Below are 17914 nucleotides of genomic sequence, written 5' to 3'. Positions count from 1 at the left end.
TCGCTCTAGCCGCGCACCGCCGCCTCGATCTTCGCAACGTCGATCTTCTGCATCGTCAGCATCGCCTCGAACGCGCGCTTTGCCACTTCGCCGCCCTTGGCCATCGCGTCGGTCAGGACGCGCGGGGTGATCTGCCACGACAGGCCCCATTTGTCCTTGCACCAGCCGCATGCGCTCTCCGTGCCGCCATTGCCGACGATCGCGTTCCAGTAACGGTCGGTCTCCGCCTGGTCGTCGGTGGCGATCTGGAACGAGAACGCCTCGCTCTGCTTGAAGATGTCGCCGCCGTTGAGGCCGATGCAGGGCACGCCGCACACGGTGAACTGCACCGTCAGGACGTCGCCGGCCTTGCCGCCCGGAAAGTCGGACGGTGCTTTATGAACCCCGTCGACGCTGCTGTCGGGAAAGGTTTTGGCGTAAAACCGCGCGGCCTCTTCGGCGTCATGGTTGTACCACAGGCAGATCGTGTTCTTGTTCACCGTTGTTCTCCTTACATTTTCCGCAGGCGCGAGGCTTGCCCGCGCCGATACCAGCAGAGGACGATCGAACAAGTCGCGTTCCGACATCGCTGAACTCTTTTTTTGCCAGCGTGAAGCAGGGTCCGCTGCCGGCAGGGGTTGTTTGGCCGGCGGGCACGGTCATGCCGGCTTCGATTACGGCATCACAGGCAAATCACTTCTGATTTTCCGAAATCGTGTCAAGCCCGGGGATCAAAAATATTCTGCTTTCGTTCTCACCCAAATCAGTCGCATAACTCCGCCCGTCTCACGGCAGATGAGGGGCGCTTCGCGATCGTCACGAACGTGCGGTGAGATGCGGTGGACGCTGAGGGCGCGATAGACGTACGCGCCGGAAGCGTACGGCGAAGTCGTGTGGTTCGGGCGCCGCGGTGCTGGCGTTAAGTTGGCGGTTGCGCATCGATCCTATCGGATCGAGCGCGGTATCCCGCCGGCGACGGAGGCAAAAGAGCCGTTCTCCGGGAAGAGCACGAAGTAAGCCGTAAAGCCATTGCGCAGGGAAGGCCGGAGTGTTCCCGCTGCCCTGTATGCTCGTGTGCAGCTTTGTTTGCGCAAATTGCACGCGAGACCGCGGGTGCAGCAAGCACCCGGTCTTCCCTGCGCCCTCTGATTTCGAAGAGGGCAAACGAAGAGACAAACCTCGGGCGCAATTGCGCCGCGAGAAAGCGGACCCATGTCCCACGCCGTTAAAATCTTGGATCGAGGCCTTGCCTTGCATGAACGATCGCACGCAACTTGCAGCGTTCGACCTCGGGCACGGTTGCAGGTCTGCCATTCTGGTCGAGAGGCTGCGGCCCACTGCCTGTCGTGGCATGTTCGGCGGAATGTTCGAAGGCTTCACCACATTTTCGGATCGGGCGGCATGTCTGACGATTTGAACTGGCTTTCCGCCCGCGAGATGGTGCGGCGCTTCGCCAAAGGCGACTTGTCGCCGGTTGATGTGCTGGAAGCTACCCTGGCGCAACTGCATACGGTCAATCCGGTTCTCAACGCCACCTGCCTGCTGGATGAACCGCAGGGCCGGCGCCTGGCCGCGGAGTCGGCGGAACGTTGGCGCCGCAGCGCACCGCTCGGGCCGCTCGACGGCGTGCCTGTCGCGATCAAGGACACGGCGCATGTCGCCGGCTGGCCGACGCGCATCGGCTCGCACGCGACGGCAGCGGCGCCGAGCGCGGAGGATACGCCCGGTGTCGCCCGCCTGCGTGAGGCCGGCGCGGTGTTCTTCTGCAAGACATCTACGCCCGAATTCGGGTGGAAAGGCATCACCCACGGCCCGCTGACCGGCATCACGCGTAATCCCTGGGATACATCCCGCACGCCCGGCGGCTCCAGCGGCGGCTCCGCCGCATTGGTGGCAGCAGGCGTTGTACCCTTGGCCACGGGCGGCGATGGCGGCGGCTCGATCCGGATTCCGGCGGCGTTCAGCGGCGTGTTTGGATTGAAGCCGAGCTACGGCGTGGTGCCGAATTTTCCGGGACCAATGGGCACGCTCGCGGTCTATGGCGGCCTGTCGCGTGACGTCGCTGACAGCGCGTTGATGTTGAACGTGCTCACGCGGCCGGACGCGCGCGATTCCTTTGCCATTCCCTATCGCGGCATCGACTATCTCGATGGCCTCGACAGTGGCGTGGCGGGCATGCGGATCGCATGGTCGCCCGATCTCGGCTTCCCGGTCGCCGATCCAGCCGTCGTGGCTGGCATGCAGCCCGCCATCGACGCGCTGGTGAAGGCCGGTGCTGACGTGCAGCGTGTCTCTCTCGATCTTTCCGGTGCGCAGCAATACGCTGGAAGTGATCTGGGGCGCATCGCATGCCGCATTGGTGCGTGATTTCGACGGCGCGCAATTGGCGGCGCTCGATCCGGGCCTGCTGCGGCTGGTCATATCAGCCCAAAATATTTCCGCGAGCGAATTGCAGGCCGCCTATGCCGAGATGCGTGCGCTGAGCCAGAAGATGCAGTTGTTTCATCAGGACTATGATTTCCTGCTGACGCCGACCGTTCCCATCACCGCTTTCGCAGCCGGCGTCGACACGCCCGACGCCACGCACTTCCCGCAATGGTTCGATTGGACGCCGTTGACATGGCCGTTCAACCTCACCCGCCAACCTGCGGCCTCGGTGCCCTGCGGATTTGTCGAGGGTCTGCCGATCGGGTTGCAAATCGTGGGGCCGATGTTCAGCGAGCAGAACATCCTCCGGGCCAGCCGCTGCGTCGAGCAGGCCTGCGCCAGCGGTGCGAGGCCGAGCCTTGGCGCAGGCGGGCATGCCCGCGACATGACGTGACGAGCAAGCCGCCGGGGACGATTGAGCGGGGATAGGGCTGGTTGCAGGCCAGGATGCCTGCTATCGAAGGGTTAGCTAATGGAATGCGGTGGCAATGGTAAACTTTCCTTATGAGGTCGTGGAGACGAGCGGCGAAGACGCGTTGGCCACGTGGGAGAAACTCAAGAACGCCGGCCGCGGCACACCGGTCGTGCTCGGCAGCGGGATAGAAAATTATCTTCCCACCCCGGCGCAACGTGCGCAGCTTCCAACAGTGCAAGATATTCTTGCAGTCGCCGCCACGATCAAATTTCCCGATGATTTTTTGAGATTTCGTCGCGACGAACTCGCGGCGGCCATGGCGAGCCTCAGCGAGATGAATCTGCCGACGGGCGCCGCAGATGAAGAATATGAGCCGCCTTTGGGCGAATGGCCCACAGAAACCGGGGAGTCGACGGGGCTGTCGGTCTTATATGATTATGCGACTGGACTTCGATCGCGTGTGCAGATCGCGCTGATACCTACAGATGATCCAGCGGCTATCCCGGCTTATCTTCATTGGGGCGATTGGAACGATTGTCCTTCGCCGGCCTATCATGTTGCTGCGCTGCGCGCCTGGCGTGCGCAATATGGTGCCGAGCTCGTCGGTATCGACGGCGATACGATGAATTTGCGAGTCTTGCGAAAGCCCGTCACGCGCGAAGAGGCTCTCGACCTCGCGCGTGTGCAATATGCCTATTGCAATGACATCATCGATCAGGGCGTTGGCTCCTACCGGGCACTCGCTGCCGAATTGATGGCGCATAACTGGTGGTTCTTCTGGTGGGATTGATCGATAAAAGACATGACCGGCACGTATGACGTGACGTCAGAGCCACTGGGGACGACTGAGTTGGGGGGAGGGGCACAAGCGGAATGAGCGATATCTATGATCCGCAGTTCGTAAAGGCCGTCTTCGATCGCTGCTCGGATCGCTACATCACCTTCAGCCTGATCTGCTCGTTCGGTTTCACCGAGCGCTGGCGCCAGCAATGCGTGGCGGCGATGCCGGCGCTCGGAGCCGGCGGCGCGCGCGGCTACGATCTGATGGCGGGGACCGGCGAGGTCTGGCCGCATCTGTTGAAGCGCTTTGACGATATTGGATCAATCACCGCCGTCGATATCTCCTCGGGCATGCATCGCCGCGCCATGGAGCGGCTTCATGCCCACCGTGCCCACCGGATCGAATTCATCGAGGACGACGTACTGGCAAGCGATCTGCCGTCGGAGAGCGCGGACTTCGTCATCTCCACCTTCGGGTTGAAGACATTCAATCCCGAACAGCATGCGCGCCTGGCCGCCCTGATCGCGCGCGTGCTGAAGCCCGGTGGCGTCTTCTCCATGATCGAGGCTTCAGATCCGAAAGGGTGGTGGCTGCGGCCGCTGTACCTGCTTCATCTCAAGGTGGTTCTGCCGCTGGTCGAGCGCATCCTGCTCCGCGGCGCACAGGATTTTGCGATGATCGGCACCTACAGCACCAATTTCGGCAGCGCCGCGGAGATCGCGGCTACGTTGCGCAGCCACGGGCTTGAGGTGGAGTTCTCAAAATACTTCTTCGGCTGTGCAACGGGCGTTTCGGGCCGCAAGGTCGGGCCCGGCTCGTAGGGCACACCATGTTCCGAAAACTACTACCGAAACTGCGGACAACGATGCACGTAATCCCAGGGAATATCATACACGCACGTGTAACGGAGATCGTCTGATTGCTTTAGCGGCGGAGCCACTGCTACCGGTTCGCGAACCTCATTCGGTAGACCATAGAAGACGCCGCCGCCCGCAGGGAAGAAACCGCCGCCGCGGTGATGGTGATGATGCCCGGGTCGGGGGAATGACGGGAAAGCCGGACGCGACGGAGCAACCCCCGCGCCCGCACCGCGTGCTACGCCCGGATCGGCAATTGCCTCGCTCGCGGCAAGGACAAGCGCGACTACACCGAGGGACGCGATAATCGTCGTTCTATAGGTCATGGCACTCACCCATTGGTAGGTTACTGAGCAGCATTCCCAAAACGCTAAGCCGTGGCTTTCGTGCCCGCAAAGGCATAATTAATTATTAGTTAAGACGTAATCTTAACGGAGGGACGCATTCATCTCAACTGCGCGACATCTTCTCAAAACGCTTGATCAGCCGCTCGCGCCTGAGGCGGGACAGCCGCTTGATCCAGAACAGGCCGTTGAGCTGATCGATCTCATGCTGGTGGCAGACCGCGCGCAGCCCCTCCGATTCCTCGGTCTGCAGGTTGCCGTGGACGTCCTGATAGCCGATCCGGACCCGCGCATGACGGCTTACCTCGTCGTTAACCCCGGGCATCGAGACGCTGCCTTCCTGATGCAGGATCATCTCTGATGATGCCCAGATGATCTCCGGATTGACGTAGGTCCGCGCGCCCTCGGTTGCGTCGAGATCGAGCACCACGACCCGCTGGGAGATGCCGATATGCGGAGCGGTAATCCCGATCCCCGGCGCAGCGTGCATGGTCTCCAGGAGGTCGCTCGCCAGTTCGCGCAGCGCGCCGTCAAACACGGCCACGGGCTGCGCCGGGAGCGCCAGCCGAGGGTCGGGGTAACGGATGATGGGGCGGATGGTCATGATATGTTACGCTTTGCCGTTGCACCCCACGAGCTAACGATGCCCGTAAAGCCGCTCATCCCACCACACCGGCTCGGGCAGGGCATGCGTGATGCCCCTGGCGTCCGGGTGCGCCGGGTTGATCAGAAAGTTGCGCTCCAGCCGCGTCGGGATGGAGGGGACGATCAGGAGCGCCGAACGCTTCTCTTCGTACCAATTCTGACCGAAAGTCTTGCAGGTCGTTTCATTCCGTGAGTCCCAGCCGGGATGCGCTGCGGTCTGGAAAATCTCATACGAGACGCCGTTTGGAATCGTGATCTCGATGAAGTGCTGATTGGCCGGCATCACCAGATTGGCGTGCACCAGCTTTTCCAGGAGCGCGGTGGAATAGTGCTCCGAGGTGTAGATCACCGGGCTCGTATGCGTATTCCAGCGGCCCGGGTAGAGCCGCGCGCCCTCGGAATCATAGATCGGGAAGGCGCCGTCCGGGTCCCCGATGCGATAGCATTTCAGGACGCGGTCGGTCTTCTGAACGCTCATACGCCGCCGCTATACGCCGCCCGGCCCATCAGGTTGATCACCGCATCGGCGCCGGGGCCGGTCGCGAGCGCCAGTTCGAGCGGCGCCTTGTCGTCCAGCATCGGGTGGGGCCGCTCGAGAAAGGCGCGGACCTTGGCTTCGTCACGGAAGACATCGATCCCGAAGGCGAACACCTTGGCGACGCGCGCGAGGCGGTCGCTTTCTTCGCTGGTCAAGAGCTGCTTGTGCTTGCGCCGCCGTTCGAGCGTTGGCTTGGGCACGATCCGATAGGTGAAGGTGCGGACATCGTTCGGGCTGACACGGTCAGCGAACTTGTCCAGCGCCGAGACCGGCAGGCCCTTCTCGACGGAGTAGGCCAGCGTCAGCGTCGTCTCGGTGTTCTTCGGTTTGACGCCGAGCAGTTCGGCGGCGGTTGCAGCCTGATAGCGCATGAAGCCCTCTGCATCAGTTGAGGCAAAGATATGCCTCATGTGAGGCGAGGTCAAGGGCCCCCTTTGCCGCGGGCGGCCTCGCTACGCCTCAGGCCGGATCAACTTGATGTCTTGGTCGGCGGCCCATTGCGCGACGTCCTCGCGCTTGAGTGCGGTCGCCATCAGATCCGGAAACTGGTCGGGCGTGCAGGCGAACACGGGGATGCCGAGTGCGGCGACCTTTGCCGATAATGCAGGATCGTAGGAGGGGCGCCCGGTATCGGTCAGCGCCAGTAGCACGATCACGTTGACGCCGCGCACCGACAACCGCGCCAGCCGGTCGACCAGCGCGTCGGCGTTACCGCCCTCATAGAGGTCGGTGATCAGGATCAGATGCGCTTTGGTCGGCCGCTCGATCCGCTCCTCGCAATAGGCGACCGCGCGGTTGATGTCGGTGCCGCCGCCGAGCTGGACGCCGAACAGCACCTCGACGGGATCGGCCAGTTCCTCCGTCAGGTCCACGATCGCGGTGTCGAAACACACCAGCTTGGTCGCGACGACAGGCAGCGACGCCATCACAGCCGCAAAGATCGAGGCATAGACGACCGACGTCGCCATCGATCCCGACTGGTCGACGCACAGCACCACCTCTTCGAGATCGACGATGCGCCGCTGCTGGCGCAGGAAGCCGATCAGCCGCTCGGGGACTACAGTGCGATGCTCGGCCTGATAATGGCGGAGATTGGCCTTGATGGTGCGCGGCCAGTCGATATCGGAAAAGCGCGGGCGGTTGGTGCGTTGCGACCGGTTCAGCGCGCCGCGGATCGCATCCGCCGTGCGCCGCTCCAGCCGCTCCATCAACTCCTTGACCACCTTGGCGATCACGATCCGCGCGGTTTCCTTGGTCTTGTCCGGCATCACGCCGCGCAACGAGACCAGGTCGGCGATCAGGTTGACGTCGGCCTCGACGGTGGCGAGGAATTCGGGTTCGATCAGCATCTGGCGCAGGCCCTTGCGCTCGAACGCGTCCTTCTGGATCACCTGCACCACGGGGGCGGGGAAAAATTCGCGGATGTCGCCCAGCCATTTCGCGACGCGCGGCGCCGATCCGCCGAGGCCGCCGCGGCCTTTCTTGGGCGCGTCATCGCCGTCGCCATAAAGCGCCGTCAGTGCGTCGGACATGCGGCGGTCACTGTCGGATAGGGCAAAGCCGCTCTCGGCATCAGGGTCGACACCGAGCGCGAGCGTCCAGCGGCGATTGCGTTCGTCGGTCTCGCTCATCGCGCCGCTCCGGATTTCAAAAGTTCGATCACCCGCGCCTGATGCTTTGGCCAGATATCCGCCGCGCCCGCGATCAGGCGATAGCCTTTGGCGCCGCCGCCGCGGCGTTCGAACAGCGCGTCCATCAGCCGCCGCCGCTCGGCAGGGTCCAGCGCCGAGAACACCCGGCGGAACAGCGGCAGGTTGGCGGTGAAGGCCTCCTCGTCGAGCGCCATCAGCCAGGCGTCGACCGCGCCGCGCAGCGCCGCGTCGTGGATCAGTCGCTGGCCGGCGCCTTCGAAAAAACCCTCGAAGAATCCAGCCGCTTCAGCGACCGGCGTGCCCGGCGAGAGCATCCGCGCCAGCAGGTCCGAGGCTTGCCCGGCGGTGAGCAGTTCGACCTCATAGAGCAGCCGCGCGGCGGTGCCGGCGACCAGCCGCGTCGCCTGATTGTCGCGCAGCAGCGCCTGCAGCGCGTCGCGCCAGCCGGCCACCACGTCCGCCTCGAGCTGCGCGAGCTGTATCGCGCTGTCGGCGGCGAGGATTGCGCCGCGCAGCTTGCCCGCCGCAGCCGCATCCAGATTGCGCGCGGCGTAGGGCAGGGCAAGTGCTGCCTGCACGACGATGCGCGGCATCAGCGTTGCCAGATGCTCGACGGTGCCGGCGCGCGCCTCGCCATAGCGCAGGATGTCGGCCATCGGCGGCAACGCGGCGAGCAGGGCTTCGCAGTCGCTGGTGAGCGCCGCCTTCTCCTCCAGCGCGGCGATGCCGAATTCGGTGGCGCGCGGCAGATCGGCGATCATCGCGTTGCGCACCTGCGTTGCCAGCGCGCCGAGTTCGGCCGCGCTGCGCATCGCTTCCATCAGGCGGCCGCCGGCGGCTTCAGCGATGGTCGAACCGTAGATCAGCTTCTCGACAAGCTGCACCGCGAACTCAGGCTCCCAGCGCAACTGCCAGTTCTCGCGGAAGGTGCCACGGCTGCGCCCGGCGTCGGTCAGCCGTCCCCAGGGCACATCGAGCGCATTCAGCCTGTGCAACAGTGTCGAGCGCATCAGCCCGCTCTCGCTGCGCAGGTCGAGCGTCAGCGCCCGCTCCAGCGCCTCGGGCTTGAGACGGGTCGCCTTCTGCTGGCGCTGCAAATCCTCGAGCAACGGCGCGAGCGGCGTCGCGGCGGGGATCGATCCGACGCCAGATCCGATCAGGAGCTCGGCGGCGACATCGTTCCAGAGCGCGCGCTCGCCGCCGCACAGGCAGGCGATCGCGGCCTCCCGCAATTCCTCGAAGCCGGGCGAGGGGCGGTCGCGAAGCGCTGCAAGCGCAGTACCCAGCCGCTGCGCCTCGATCACCGAGGCGGTCGAGACGAAATGCCCGCGATCGCGCAGCACATACGCGACCCTGGCAAGCCACACCGCACCGCGATCGGCACCGTCGCGCGTCGCCCACAGATGCGCGCACCAGCCGGGCGCGACCACGCCTGCGCCATAGCCGCTCGCGCGTGCCAGCCGCGGGGCGGTCCACGGCGCCCACGTCGCCTTGATCTTCGCCTTCGGCCGCCCCTTGAGCAATTCGCGATCGGCCGCGAGGCTGCGGCGCTCCGCAAGTGCCGGCACATGCCAGGCGCCGCACACCACCGCGATCGCGCCCTCGCACTCCTTCGCAGCCTTCGCGATCTCGATCCGCATATGCGCCTCGCGTGCGGCTTCGCGGGGCGAGAGCGGTTTCGATTCCGCGCGCAGCGCCGTCATCGCATCGGCGACCGCAGCGAACACCGGCCCCGACGCGGGATTTTCCTCGATCACGTCGGACCACCAGGATTCGCCATCGTCATATCCCGCCGCCGTCGCCAGCACGCCGATCGGGTCGCGGCTGATCGGATCGTCGTCGGCAGTCGCCACCGCCTCATCCTCGATGCCGCCGCTGGCCACGCCCAAGCGGTCCGATGCCGGCAGGTCGATGAAGCGCAGTGCTGTGCCGTGGCGGACCGCCCAGCGCGCGGCCTGATATTCCGGCGAGTATTCGGCAAAGGGAAAGAAGCTGGCGTTGGCGGGATTGTCCTCGGCATAGATCAGCAACGCCACTGGCGTCGCCATATCGGGATCGGCCAGCATCGGCAGCAATTCGGACGCTTCCGCAGGCCCCTCGATCAGCACCGCTGATGGCCTGAGGTCGTCAAGCGCCTGCACCAGCCGCCGCGCCGATCCCGGCCCGTGGTGGCGGATACCGAACAGGAATATCTGGCCCGTCATGGTCTCAGATCAGGTCGGTCAGCGATGCGTAATAGCCCTCGAACCCGCGCCGCTTCTTCAGCACGGTCTCGAGATATTCGCCGAGCACGGCCGTATCCTGCACCGGGTCCTTCACGACAGCGCCGAGCATGTTGGCGGCGAGCGTCTCCGGCGTCAGCTTGCCGTCGTTGAAGAAGGTAGCCTGGCTGATGCCGCCGATCATCACGGCGATTGCTTCCGCAGTCGAGAGCCCGCCCGAAGGCGATTTGAGCGCGATCTTGCCGTCCTCGGTCGCGCCGGAGCGCAGCTCGCGGAAGATCGACACCACCCGCGCCACCTCGTCGGCGACGTTCTTCGGCGCCGGCAGGTCAAGGCTTTGCGCCATCTCGCCGACGCGCTTGACGATGATCTCGACCTCCTGCGCGGCATTGTCGGGCAGCGGCAGCACAACGACGTTGAATCGGCGCTTCAGCGCCGAGGACAATTCGTTGACGCCCTTGTCGCGGTTATTGGCGGTGGCGATGATGTTGAACCCGCGCTGCGCATAGATGGCGGTGTTCAGCTCCGGGACCGGCATCATTTTTTCGGAGAGCACCGTGATCAGCGTGTCCTGCACGTCGCTGCCCATCCGCGTGAGCTCCTCGAAGCGGCACAGCTTGCCACCCTCCATCGCCCGCATCAGCGGGGTAGGGACCAGCGCCTCGCGGCGCGGCCCGTGCGCAAGCAACTGCGCATAGTTCCAGCCATAGCGGATCTGGTTCTCGTCGGTGCCCGCCGTGCACTGGATGACGAGCGTCGAATCGCCGGTGATCCCGGCGGCGAGATGTTCGGATACCCACGACTTGGCCGTACCCGGCACGCCAAGCAACAAGAGCGCGCGATCGGTGGCAAGCGTCGCGACGGCGGTCTCGATCAGCCGCTTGTCGCCGACATATTTCGGCGTGATGACCGTGCCGTCACTGGCCTTGCCGCCCATCAGATAGGTCACGACAACCCGTGGCGAGAGCGCCCAGCCCGGCGGGCGAGACCCGCTGTCGCCGGCGGCGAGCGCCTTCAGCTCGGCCGCATAGCTCTCCTCGGCGGGCAACCGTAGTTTCTCGCTCATGGTTTTGCTCCATTGTCGTCCAACGCGGCGTTGAGCCGCAGCATGTCGAGGCGCGGATCGCCCTGCAGCAACCCTGCGCCGTTCAATCGTTCCAATACCTGACGCGCCGCGGCGCGCGAGGCGATCAGGCCGAGCGCAAAGAGCTCCGTCAGTTCATCGGAGGGTTTTGCATCGTCGCGCCGGAGCGCGGTAAGCAGCACCTCGCCTGCAGGTACCGTCAGCGGATTTTCCAGCCGCGCCGTCCCGCCCGCAATCGTCTTCGCCACGTCGAAGCTGAAGCCGCGCGTGCGCAAAACCTTTTCGGCGAGTTCAGACCGCCGGCCGGGCGGAAGGCGCGGCGTCAGCGCGGCAAGGAAGACACTGGCATCGCCTTGGCTCATGGCTTCGGCGGTCTGGGCGACCAGGGAGTCCGTACCGGTGCGCGAGACCAGGTCAGCCAACGCGGCGTCGGCCTGTCGATCCACGTCCCAGCTCCAGGCGTCGACCAGCTCCTGCGGGGTGAGGGTGAGCGCCCGCGCAAGGGAAGTGATATCGGCACTCGCGAGCAGCGCCGCCCGGCGCTGCGCCTGTGCGTGCGTCTTGTTGTTCTCGAACTGGATCACGCGCGCGCGGCGCAGCAGGCCCTTCATCTTCACCGAGAAAAAGCCGGCGAGTTCTGCGATATCCTCGCCGACCGCCGGGCCGCGGCCGAGCCGGGCAAGCAGCGATGCCGCAAGCGCCTTGACCTTGGGTGCGCGATCGTTCGCCGCGAGGCCCTCGAGGAAGGGGACATCGGCTTCCGACAATCCGGTTGCCAATAGTGAAAGCAGGGGCAGCCGCACGTCTGCATTCTCGTTGGCGAGTTTTGCTTCCAGCACCATGCGCGCAGCTTCGGGATCGCGGCGTCTGAGTTCGGTCAGCGCCACCTTGCGCGCCGCCGGCCAAAAGTCCTCCCAATTATCAGCGGTGAGCTGGTCGCCTGCCTGCCGTCGCACAACGCTGTTGGATGCCGCGATCCCGGCCCAGTCGCGCCACGGCGCGTAGACGTCGGGTGCATCCTCGTCATTCGCCGTCGGCATCCATTCGGCAGGATGCGTGGTCCAGCCGCGCGCAGCGAGGAAGTCGAGCAGCTCGGTCTTGCGCTGCGTCTCCTTGAACGCGGCCAGGATGCGCTGCACGAGCGGGCGCAACGCCTCGGGCACCGTCGGCAGCGCGAGAGGCGGAATATCGGGCAACACGCGCAGCTCCGGCGGCGGCTCGGCCGTCACCGCGATGCCGAGGAACTGGCCCGACAGCGCCAGCAGGCGCAACTCGGCCTCGGCAGGTTCAGTGCCAAGCTCGGCGCTCCATACCGGGGCGGCGGGCGCCGCGGCCGATCCCATGGTCCAGCGCGTCAGGACCGAACCCATCGCATCGTAGATTGCCTCAGCCATGGCCGCCGATTCGCCCCCATGAGGTCTGCGCGGCGAGGATCGTCAGCCGGTTGCCGGACCAGATCGCGGCCGTGCGTTTCAGATCGGTGCCGCACAACAGGCCTTCGGCACTGCCCGCGATCGGCAGCGTGTTCGCGCCATCGGCCGACCGCCACCAGGGATGGCCTGCGTCGTCGAGCGCGATCCGCCCTGCCGGCAGCAGCACCGGAATTTCGATCGTCCATGGCTCGGCGAGCAGGGGCCCCGTCAAGGTCTCGGCAAGGGCTGTCTCCGGCGTCGGCCATTCCGGCTTGGCGGCGTCTTCCGCGGCTTCGCGAGCGACGAGCAAAGCGCGCAGCGGCTGTCGGGACGGATAGAACGCGAGCTCGCCCTGAAACCGTTCGCCCGGTGTAAACACCGAGCCGCGCCGGCCCACACTCGCCGGGAAAAAATCGAGCAGCATCGCAAAGCGGGGGTCACCATCATTGAGGCTGAGCAGCCATGTGGTCTGCGACACCAATCCGTCACGCCGCGTCTGCACCTGTTCGGCGAGCACTTCCCAGCACGCCTTGACGCGCAGCGTCTGCGGATTGGTGAGCACGGCCTCGCGTGTTTCCGAGGCCGCAACCGCGCGCCGGATCTCGGCGTCGCGCGGCGTAGTGCGGAAGGCACGCGCGAGCAGCACCAGCTTGCCGAGTTCGACCACCGCGCCGCGCGGCCGGTCGCCCGGCGGAAGCGCGAGGATCCGGCCCGGCAGCTCGTCGATCCGCCCGGCCAGTACGGCTGCCTTGCCGTCGACCAGCCGCGCCGCGATCCGCCGGCAACGCGCGGTCACGTCGTCGACAAACGCGGAAAGGCCCATGCGCAGTTGATCGCCGATCCATTGTTCGAGTGCATCGAGCGCATCAAAAATCGCGCGCTCGGTATCCTCGCTTCGCTTGGCCGCCGCGGCTTCACGACGCGCGGCATCCTTCGGGTCTTCGACCGCTTCCGGTTCGGCCTGCTGCGCGGCGCGCAGATCCTTGGCGGCGGATGGTGCAACGCTGGGCGGCGCTTTGGGTGTGCCGGCGCCGGCGCGCCGCCGGCCGAGCCAATCGCTGACCCAGGCAGGCGTATCGGCCGGGGCAAACGGCATCACCGTCTCCGCCTTCAGCCACAACAGGCCGAGTACGTGCTTGCATGGGAATTTGCGCGACGGGCAGGTGCATTTGTTGCCGAGATCGCGCAGATCGGCCATCACGCGATAAGGATTGGCGCCGGAGCCCGCGCATTCGCCCCAGACCAGCGCGCCGTCATGGCTCACGCCAACGCCCGACCATTTGGCCGGCTTGGCGAGCCCCGCCGCTGCCTTGAGCGAGGATTGATCGGTGGCGAGTTGCTCGATTGCTTTCAGATCAATCGCCACGCAGTGATCCCAACCGAATCCAACTGAGCCATTATATATCGGGATATATCGGGCGACAATGAACGCCCCATGTCGGTGGCATCGTGAAAGTGGCGGGCGTGTGACAGGGGCAACACCCTGTCCCGAGCGTTCAGTTATTCTCAACGCGCCATCGCCGACCCGTTTTCCGAACCGCCCAGTCCCTGCTTCACGCAGTTGCAATCCAGCCGCGCCAGGTAAAAGCGGCGTAGAACAGCTCCACATCCCTGAATCCGGCCTCACGCAGAATTTGCGCGTCCTGTTCCGGGCTGAACAGGTTCAGGTTTGCGTCGACCGCGGCACGCGCATTGTTGGCCTGGTCCGGATCGGCGCCGGAGGCGATCGCATAGGCGGCATAGCGCGACAGCCACCGCGCACGCTCAGCGTCGGCTTGCGGAAAACTGGAATGGGCCGCCACAAAGGGCGCGCCGGGCCTGAGCCGCCGGTGGATTTCCCTTGCCGTCCGCCGCCGTTCGTCGGCATCGAGGAAATGAAACGTGAGCAGGCAGGTGGCGGCATCGAACGGCCCGTCGGGCGCATCATCGATGTAACCTTGCTGCAGCTCCACGCGCGCGTTGAATGGCCCGAGCGTCTGCTCGGCGAGCTTCAGCATCGCCAGAGCGGGATCGACGCCAACGAAGCTCCAGCGAGGCTCGGCCTCCGCCAATGCCTTCAATTCCAGGCCGCCACCGGCGCCAAGCACCAGCACCCGCGCATCTTGCGCAACCTGTTCCGCCAGCAAGATGCGAGTCATGCGGTGAAGGTCCGCAAACCCGGGCACGAAGCGCGGCGGCCCATCCGCATAATGCCGCACCGCCTCGGGATCGGAGAAGTGGGCCAGCCAGGGCTGGACGGCTGTGTCACGATGCATGGGCGGTCTCCAGACGATGGCGGTTGCGCCGGTCGCCCAGGCGCTTTTGAAAGTCGGCGCTCAGCATCGCAAGCGTCACGTCGCCCAGGCGCGACAGCAGCAGCGCCTCCGCGTCATCGAAAGCCCGGTCGAGCGCGGCATTGACGGCCTGCTCGACAAGACAGCCCGGTGCTTCCGTTCGGTTTCCTACCGCGAACAGCGAGGGCTGACCGAGAGCCTCATAGACATCCCGCAGCGATATCGTCGCGAGGTCGCGGGTGAGGGTCCATCCGCCACCATGCCCTTTCTCCGATCGCACATAGCCCTGATCGCGCAGCCCGGACATGATCCGCCGGATCACCACCGGATTGGTGTCCATGGCCTTTGCCAGCACCTCGGATGTCACCGGCGCATCGCGCTCGGCCATGTGGAGCAGGACGTGGAGCACGCCTGACAATCGACTGTCCCGTTTCATGTAACTATCGATATTACATGAGTGGTCGCCGGTCAAGACACGTTGCAACGCATCGCCTCGCAAAAAAGTGAGCCAGCGGCGGTCTCGGCCTGTCGGTTCCAGCCCATCCCGTTCGTCTTCCACCAGAGAGCGCTACAGTGGAGATCAGGAATGGAAGATTCTCGCTATCGCTGGGTCATCGTCGCGGCCGGTGGCCTTCTTGGCTGCGTCGCGATCGGCGGCATGTTTTCGCTGCCGGTGTTTTTGCAGCCGATTGCGCGGGATACCGGCTGGTCGGTGACCGGCATATCCAGCGCCATGACCATCGGCTTTCTCGCCATGGCCTTCTCCAGCATGATCTGGGGCACCTTGTCCGATCGATTTGGGCCGCTGCCGGTGGTGTTGACCGGATCGGTCGTGCTGGCGGTCAGTCTCGGGCTGGCCAGCCTTGCGACATCGCTGGTTGTATTTCAATTCGTCTTCGGGCTGTTGGTCGGCTGCGCCATTGCTGCGATCTTCGCGCCGATGATGGCGTGCGTCACAGGCTGGTTCGATACCCATCGCAGCCTCGCGGTGTCGCTGGTCTCGGCCGGCATGGGCATGGCGCCGATGACGATGTCGCCGCTCGCCGCTTGGCTGGTCTCGAACCATGACTGGCGGACCTCGATGCAGATCGTGGCTCTTGTCGTCGCCGCGATCATGATTCCGGTCTCGCTGCTGGTGCGCCGCGCGCCCGCGCTCGAGAGCGGGGCGTCCACGCCGTCTGGCGATCCTTCACAACCGGACATGACGCTCGCGCAGGCGCTGCGCTCACCGCAATTCATCATCCTGCTGCTGACGAATTTCTTTTGCTGCGCCACCCATTCGGGCCCGATCATCCACACCGTGAGCTACGCCATCAGTTGCGGCATCCCGATGATCGCGGCCGTGACCATCTACAGCATCGAGGGTCTGGCAGGGATGGGCGGCCGTATCGCCTTCGGCCTGCTCGGCGATCGCTTGGGGGCCAAGCGCGTGCTCGTGTTCGGCTTGCTGGCGCAGGCGTTCGGTGCGCTCGGTTATGTGTTCGTGCGCGATCTCGCCGCGTTCTATGCGGTCGCGGCGCTGTTCGGCTTCATCTATGCCGGCACCATGCCGCTCTACGCCGTCCTCGTGCGTGAAAACTTTCCGCTGCGGATGATGGGCACCGTGATCGGCGGCACGGCGATGGCCGGCAGCCTCGGCATGGCGACAGGCCCTCTGGCGGGCGGTTTGATCTACGACACGTTTGCCAGCTACGCTTGGCTCTATATCGGCTCGTGGATCATGGGTCTCGGCGCGTTCCTGATCATCCTGACGTTCCGGCCGATGCCGGCGGTGCGTGCTGCTGCGCCGGTGCCGGCGTAAGACACCACACGACGCCTCTCCGTCATTGCGAGCGCAGCGAAGCAATCCACGTCTCCGCGAGCCGCGCTATGGATTGCTTCGCTGCGCTCGCAAGGACGTGGAGGGGGCGCGGCGTACTGGATCGCCCGGTCGAGCCGGACGATGACATCGGGGCTGTTTGAAAACTGAATCGGAAACGCCGCCTACTTCTCCACGTGCTGATGCACGAACGACGCGAGCGGCTGACCTTGCTCGACGATGTAGGTCGACAGCATCCGTCCCGTCTCCGGACCGAGGTCGCGCGCATTGTGCGGGGTCCGCGGCGGGATCAGGAAACCGTCGCCGGCGCGCAGGATGACGGTGGGACGTCCCTCGACCTTCATCTCGACCTCGCCGGCGATGATGTAGCCGACCTCTTCGCCGGGATGAACGTGCCATCCGGACTCGACGCCTGCGGGAATCTCCGTCTCCACCTGCACGATCTCACGGCCTGGGATCGAAGACGGCGCGCGCTGGATGATGCGCCGGACAAGCTTGCCGGCCAGATCGTCGCGCGGCCGCTCGGATGCCGCCGAGGTTCGATCACCCGCGGCGCCCTGTGTCGTCTGAGCCGATGCCGGTGCGGCTGAAAGCATTAGAGCCAGCGCGAGCGCGGTCACCGGAATAAGAAAGAAGCCCTTGGATAGCGTACGCATTGCAAATCTCCATGATGGGTTGGCTGATGCATCGGCGGCTAAATCGCCAGGAGCTGCCGCCGTTGCCTGCCGTCACAAGCGCTGTTCATGCGGCCTGCTGCTGGCCGCTCTGTTCGTTGACGATGTAGTCGGCGTACCAGTCCGGCCAGTTCTCATCGTGCTTGCCGCCGTTGCGCTTTTCGTATTCGCCATGGGCGGCAGCCGCCCGGCGGAACGTGGCGGCGAGATCGGCCGACGAGGTGAACGACGTGCCGTTGCCGTCGATGCGGCCGGGCAACCGCGCGGTGACTTCCTGCAGCAGCCAGCCATTGCCGTCGGGATCGCTGAACGAGGCATACGAACGATAGCTGCCGCGTGCCGGATCCGGGCCGCTCAGCCGGACGCGCCCGAACAGATAGGGCTCGTCCGCACCAACGTGCACGTCGCCGCCGGCGTGAAACGCTTCACTGATCGCAACGCCACGGCCGAGCAACGCGTTGCGGGCGGCCTCGATGTCGGAGACGATCAGGTACAGGCCCTGCGCGGAGCCGGGCGCGGCAGAGGTGACGTTCTTGCCGAAGATCACCGAGGCGTTGGAGCCGGGCGGGGTGAACTGGATCACGCGATAATCGTCCGGGCCGGCGAAATCGGCATCGAGCCGCCAGCCGAGTTTTGCATAAAACTGCTTGGCGCGTTCGACGTCGGAGACCGGAAGGACGACGATTTCGAGCTTCAGGTCGATCGCCGGCGCATTCGAGGTCTGGTTTGCAGATGTGGTGGTCATGGCTTTCTCCTCTGATTAGATCGCGTGCGATGTATTCGCGTGCGGCC

Annotated in this window: 18 protein-coding genes; 5 read left to right on the top strand and 13 right to left on the bottom strand. The window is 65.2% G+C overall.

Annotated elements, in window-relative coordinates:
• Positions 1–5 precede the first annotated feature (5 nt).
• The gene (locus IVB05_RS24015) at positions 6–479 is read right to left on the bottom strand and encodes a VOC family protein (RefSeq protein ID WP_247778381.1); all 474 of its coding nucleotides are present in this window, start codon (positions 477–479) and stop codon (positions 6–8) included.
• Between the two features lie 901 nt (positions 480–1380).
• On the opposite strand from IVB05_RS24015, the gene IVB05_RS24010 reads away from it, so the two are divergent.
• The 4 genes from IVB05_RS24010 to IVB05_RS23995 all read left to right on the top strand — a co-directional run bounded on the left by IVB05_RS24010 (position 1381) and on the right by IVB05_RS23995 (position 4423).
• A complete protein-coding gene (locus IVB05_RS24010; protein WP_276578704.1) occupies positions 1381–2346 on the top strand; it encodes an amidase family protein in 966 nt (321 codons plus the stop codon).
• The gene (locus tag IVB05_RS24005) at positions 2288–2800 is read left to right on the top strand and encodes an amidase family protein (protein WP_247778380.1); all 513 of its coding nucleotides are present in this window, start codon (positions 2288–2290) and stop codon (positions 2798–2800) included. Before IVB05_RS24010 ends, IVB05_RS24005 begins: the two co-directional genes overlap by 59 nt.
• Before the next feature lie 94 nt (positions 2801–2894).
• Positions 2895–3611 carry a DUF4253 domain-containing protein gene (locus IVB05_RS24000; protein WP_247778379.1) on the top strand — a complete coding sequence of 239 codons (717 nt, stop codon included), beginning with the start codon at positions 2895–2897 and terminating at the stop codon, positions 3609–3611.
• Positions 3612–3694: 83 nt separating this feature from the next.
• Positions 3695–4423, top strand: coding sequence for a class I SAM-dependent methyltransferase (locus tag IVB05_RS23995; RefSeq protein WP_247778378.1), 729 nt, complete (start codon positions 3695–3697; stop codon positions 4421–4423).
• 486 nt (positions 4424–4909) lie between these two features.
• On the opposite strand, the gene IVB05_RS23990 is transcribed toward IVB05_RS23995, so the two are convergent.
• The 10 genes from IVB05_RS23990 to IVB05_RS23945 form a co-directional block, all read right to left on the bottom strand.
• Positions 4910–5407 (bottom strand): peptide deformylase, encoded by a 498-nt coding sequence (locus tag IVB05_RS23990; RefSeq protein WP_247778377.1) that lies wholly within the window; start codon positions 5405–5407, stop codon positions 4910–4912.
• 33 nt (positions 5408–5440) lie between these two features.
• Entirely contained in the window at positions 5441–5926 is a 486-nt protein-coding gene (locus IVB05_RS23985) for an RES domain-containing protein (RefSeq protein WP_247778376.1), read from the bottom strand.
• Entirely contained in the window at positions 5923–6357 is a 435-nt protein-coding gene (locus IVB05_RS23980; protein ID WP_247778375.1) for an antitoxin Xre/MbcA/ParS toxin-binding domain-containing protein, read from the bottom strand. The genes IVB05_RS23985 and IVB05_RS23980 overlap by 4 nt, the downstream gene beginning before the upstream one ends.
• A gap of 81 nt (positions 6358–6438) precedes the next feature.
• Entirely contained in the window at positions 6439–7617 is a 1179-nt protein-coding gene (locus IVB05_RS23975; protein WP_247778374.1) for a VWA domain-containing protein, read from the bottom strand.
• Positions 7614–9842 (bottom strand): DUF5682 family protein, encoded by a 2229-nt coding sequence (locus tag IVB05_RS23970; RefSeq protein WP_247778373.1) that lies wholly within the window; start codon positions 9840–9842, stop codon positions 7614–7616. The genes IVB05_RS23975 and IVB05_RS23970 overlap by 4 nt, the downstream gene beginning before the upstream one ends.
• A gap of 4 nt (positions 9843–9846) precedes the next feature.
• Complete coding sequence (locus IVB05_RS23965; protein ID WP_247778372.1) at positions 9847–10926, bottom strand: AAA family ATPase; 1080 nt, start codon at positions 10924–10926, stop codon at positions 9847–9849.
• Entirely contained in the window at positions 10923–12338 is a 1416-nt protein-coding gene (locus tag IVB05_RS23960; protein WP_247778371.1) for a DUF5691 domain-containing protein, read from the bottom strand. The genes IVB05_RS23965 and IVB05_RS23960 overlap by 4 nt, the downstream gene beginning before the upstream one ends.
• The gene (locus IVB05_RS23955; RefSeq protein WP_247778370.1) at positions 12331–13722 is read right to left on the bottom strand and encodes an SWIM zinc finger family protein; all 1392 of its coding nucleotides are present in this window, start codon (positions 13720–13722) and stop codon (positions 12331–12333) included. Before IVB05_RS23955 ends, IVB05_RS23960 begins: the two co-directional genes overlap by 8 nt.
• A 187-nt stretch (positions 13723–13909) precedes the next feature.
• On the bottom strand, positions 13910–14611 hold the full coding sequence (locus tag IVB05_RS23950; RefSeq protein WP_247778369.1) for a class I SAM-dependent methyltransferase: 702 nt from the start codon (positions 14609–14611) through the stop codon (positions 13910–13912).
• Complete coding sequence (locus IVB05_RS23945; RefSeq protein ID WP_247786868.1) at positions 14601–15065, bottom strand: Rrf2 family transcriptional regulator; 465 nt, start codon at positions 15063–15065, stop codon at positions 14601–14603. The genes IVB05_RS23950 and IVB05_RS23945 overlap by 11 nt, the downstream gene beginning before the upstream one ends.
• Before the next feature lie 150 nt (positions 15066–15215).
• Between IVB05_RS23945 and IVB05_RS23940 the strand changes: the two genes are divergently transcribed.
• Positions 15216–16430, top strand: coding sequence for an MFS transporter (locus IVB05_RS23940; RefSeq protein ID WP_247778368.1), 1215 nt, complete (start codon positions 15216–15218; stop codon positions 16428–16430).
• 182 nt (positions 16431–16612) lie between these two features.
• Here the strand turns inward: IVB05_RS23940 and IVB05_RS23935 are convergent, their stop codons facing one another.
• A complete protein-coding gene (locus tag IVB05_RS23935; RefSeq protein WP_247778367.1) occupies positions 16613–17104 on the bottom strand; it encodes a cupin domain-containing protein in 492 nt (163 codons plus the stop codon).
• An 85-nt stretch (positions 17105–17189) separates the two neighbouring features.
• Positions 17190–17867, bottom strand: a complete 678-nt coding sequence (locus IVB05_RS23930; RefSeq protein ID WP_247778366.1) for a VOC family protein — start codon at positions 17865–17867, stop codon at positions 17190–17192.
• Between the last annotated feature and the right edge of the window lie 47 nt (positions 17868–17914).

The sequence above is a fragment of the Bradyrhizobium sp. 170 genome, assembly GCF_023101085.1.
Lineage (GTDB): Bacteria > Pseudomonadota > Alphaproteobacteria > Rhizobiales > Xanthobacteraceae > Bradyrhizobium.
The sequence above is the reverse complement of the archived record's forward strand: the minus strand, read 5'-3'. Positions and strand labels throughout refer to the sequence as shown.

Excerpts from the sequence above, each read along its gene's own strand:
- IVB05_RS23980 (WP_247778375.1), bottom strand. The coding sequence starts at position 6,357 with ATGCGCTATCAGGCTGCAACCGCCGCCGAACTGCTCGGCGTCAAACCG.
- IVB05_RS24010 (WP_276578704.1), top strand. The coding sequence starts at position 1,381 with ATGTCTGACGATTTGAACTGGCTTTCCGCCCGCGAGATGGTGCGGCGC.
- IVB05_RS23935 (WP_247778367.1), bottom strand. The coding sequence starts at position 17,104 with ATGCGTACGCTATCCAAGGGCTTCTTTCTTATTCCGGTGACCGCGCTC.
- IVB05_RS23985 (WP_247778376.1), bottom strand. The coding sequence starts at position 5,926 with ATGAGCGTTCAGAAGACCGACCGCGTCCTGAAATGCTATCGCATCGGG.
- IVB05_RS23970 (WP_247778373.1), bottom strand. The coding sequence starts at position 9,842 with ATGACGGGCCAGATATTCCTGTTCGGTATCCGCCACCACGGGCCGGGA.
- IVB05_RS23990 (WP_247778377.1), bottom strand. The coding sequence starts at position 5,407 with ATGACCATCCGCCCCATCATCCGTTACCCCGACCCTCGGCTGGCGCTC.
- IVB05_RS23945 (WP_247786868.1), bottom strand. The coding sequence starts at position 15,065 with ATGAAACGGGACAGTCGATTGTCAGGCGTGCTCCACGTCCTGCTCCAC.
- IVB05_RS23950 (WP_247778369.1), bottom strand. The coding sequence starts at position 14,611 with ATGCATCGTGACACAGCCGTCCAGCCCTGGCTGGCCCACTTCTCCGAT.
- IVB05_RS23940 (WP_247778368.1), top strand. The coding sequence starts at position 15,216 with ATGGAAGATTCTCGCTATCGCTGGGTCATCGTCGCGGCCGGTGGCCTT.
- IVB05_RS23930 (WP_247778366.1), bottom strand. The coding sequence starts at position 17,867 with ATGACCACCACATCTGCAAACCAGACCTCGAATGCGCCGGCGATCGAC.
- IVB05_RS23965 (WP_247778372.1), bottom strand. The coding sequence starts at position 10,926 with ATGAGCGAGAAACTACGGTTGCCCGCCGAGGAGAGCTATGCGGCCGAG.
- IVB05_RS23960 (WP_247778371.1), bottom strand. The coding sequence starts at position 12,338 with ATGGCTGAGGCAATCTACGATGCGATGGGTTCGGTCCTGACGCGCTGG.
- IVB05_RS23975 (WP_247778374.1), bottom strand. The coding sequence starts at position 7,617 with ATGAGCGAGACCGACGAACGCAATCGCCGCTGGACGCTCGCGCTCGGT.
- IVB05_RS23995 (WP_247778378.1), top strand. The coding sequence starts at position 3,695 with ATGAGCGATATCTATGATCCGCAGTTCGTAAAGGCCGTCTTCGATCGC.
- IVB05_RS24000 (WP_247778379.1), top strand. The coding sequence starts at position 2,895 with ATGGTAAACTTTCCTTATGAGGTCGTGGAGACGAGCGGCGAAGACGCG.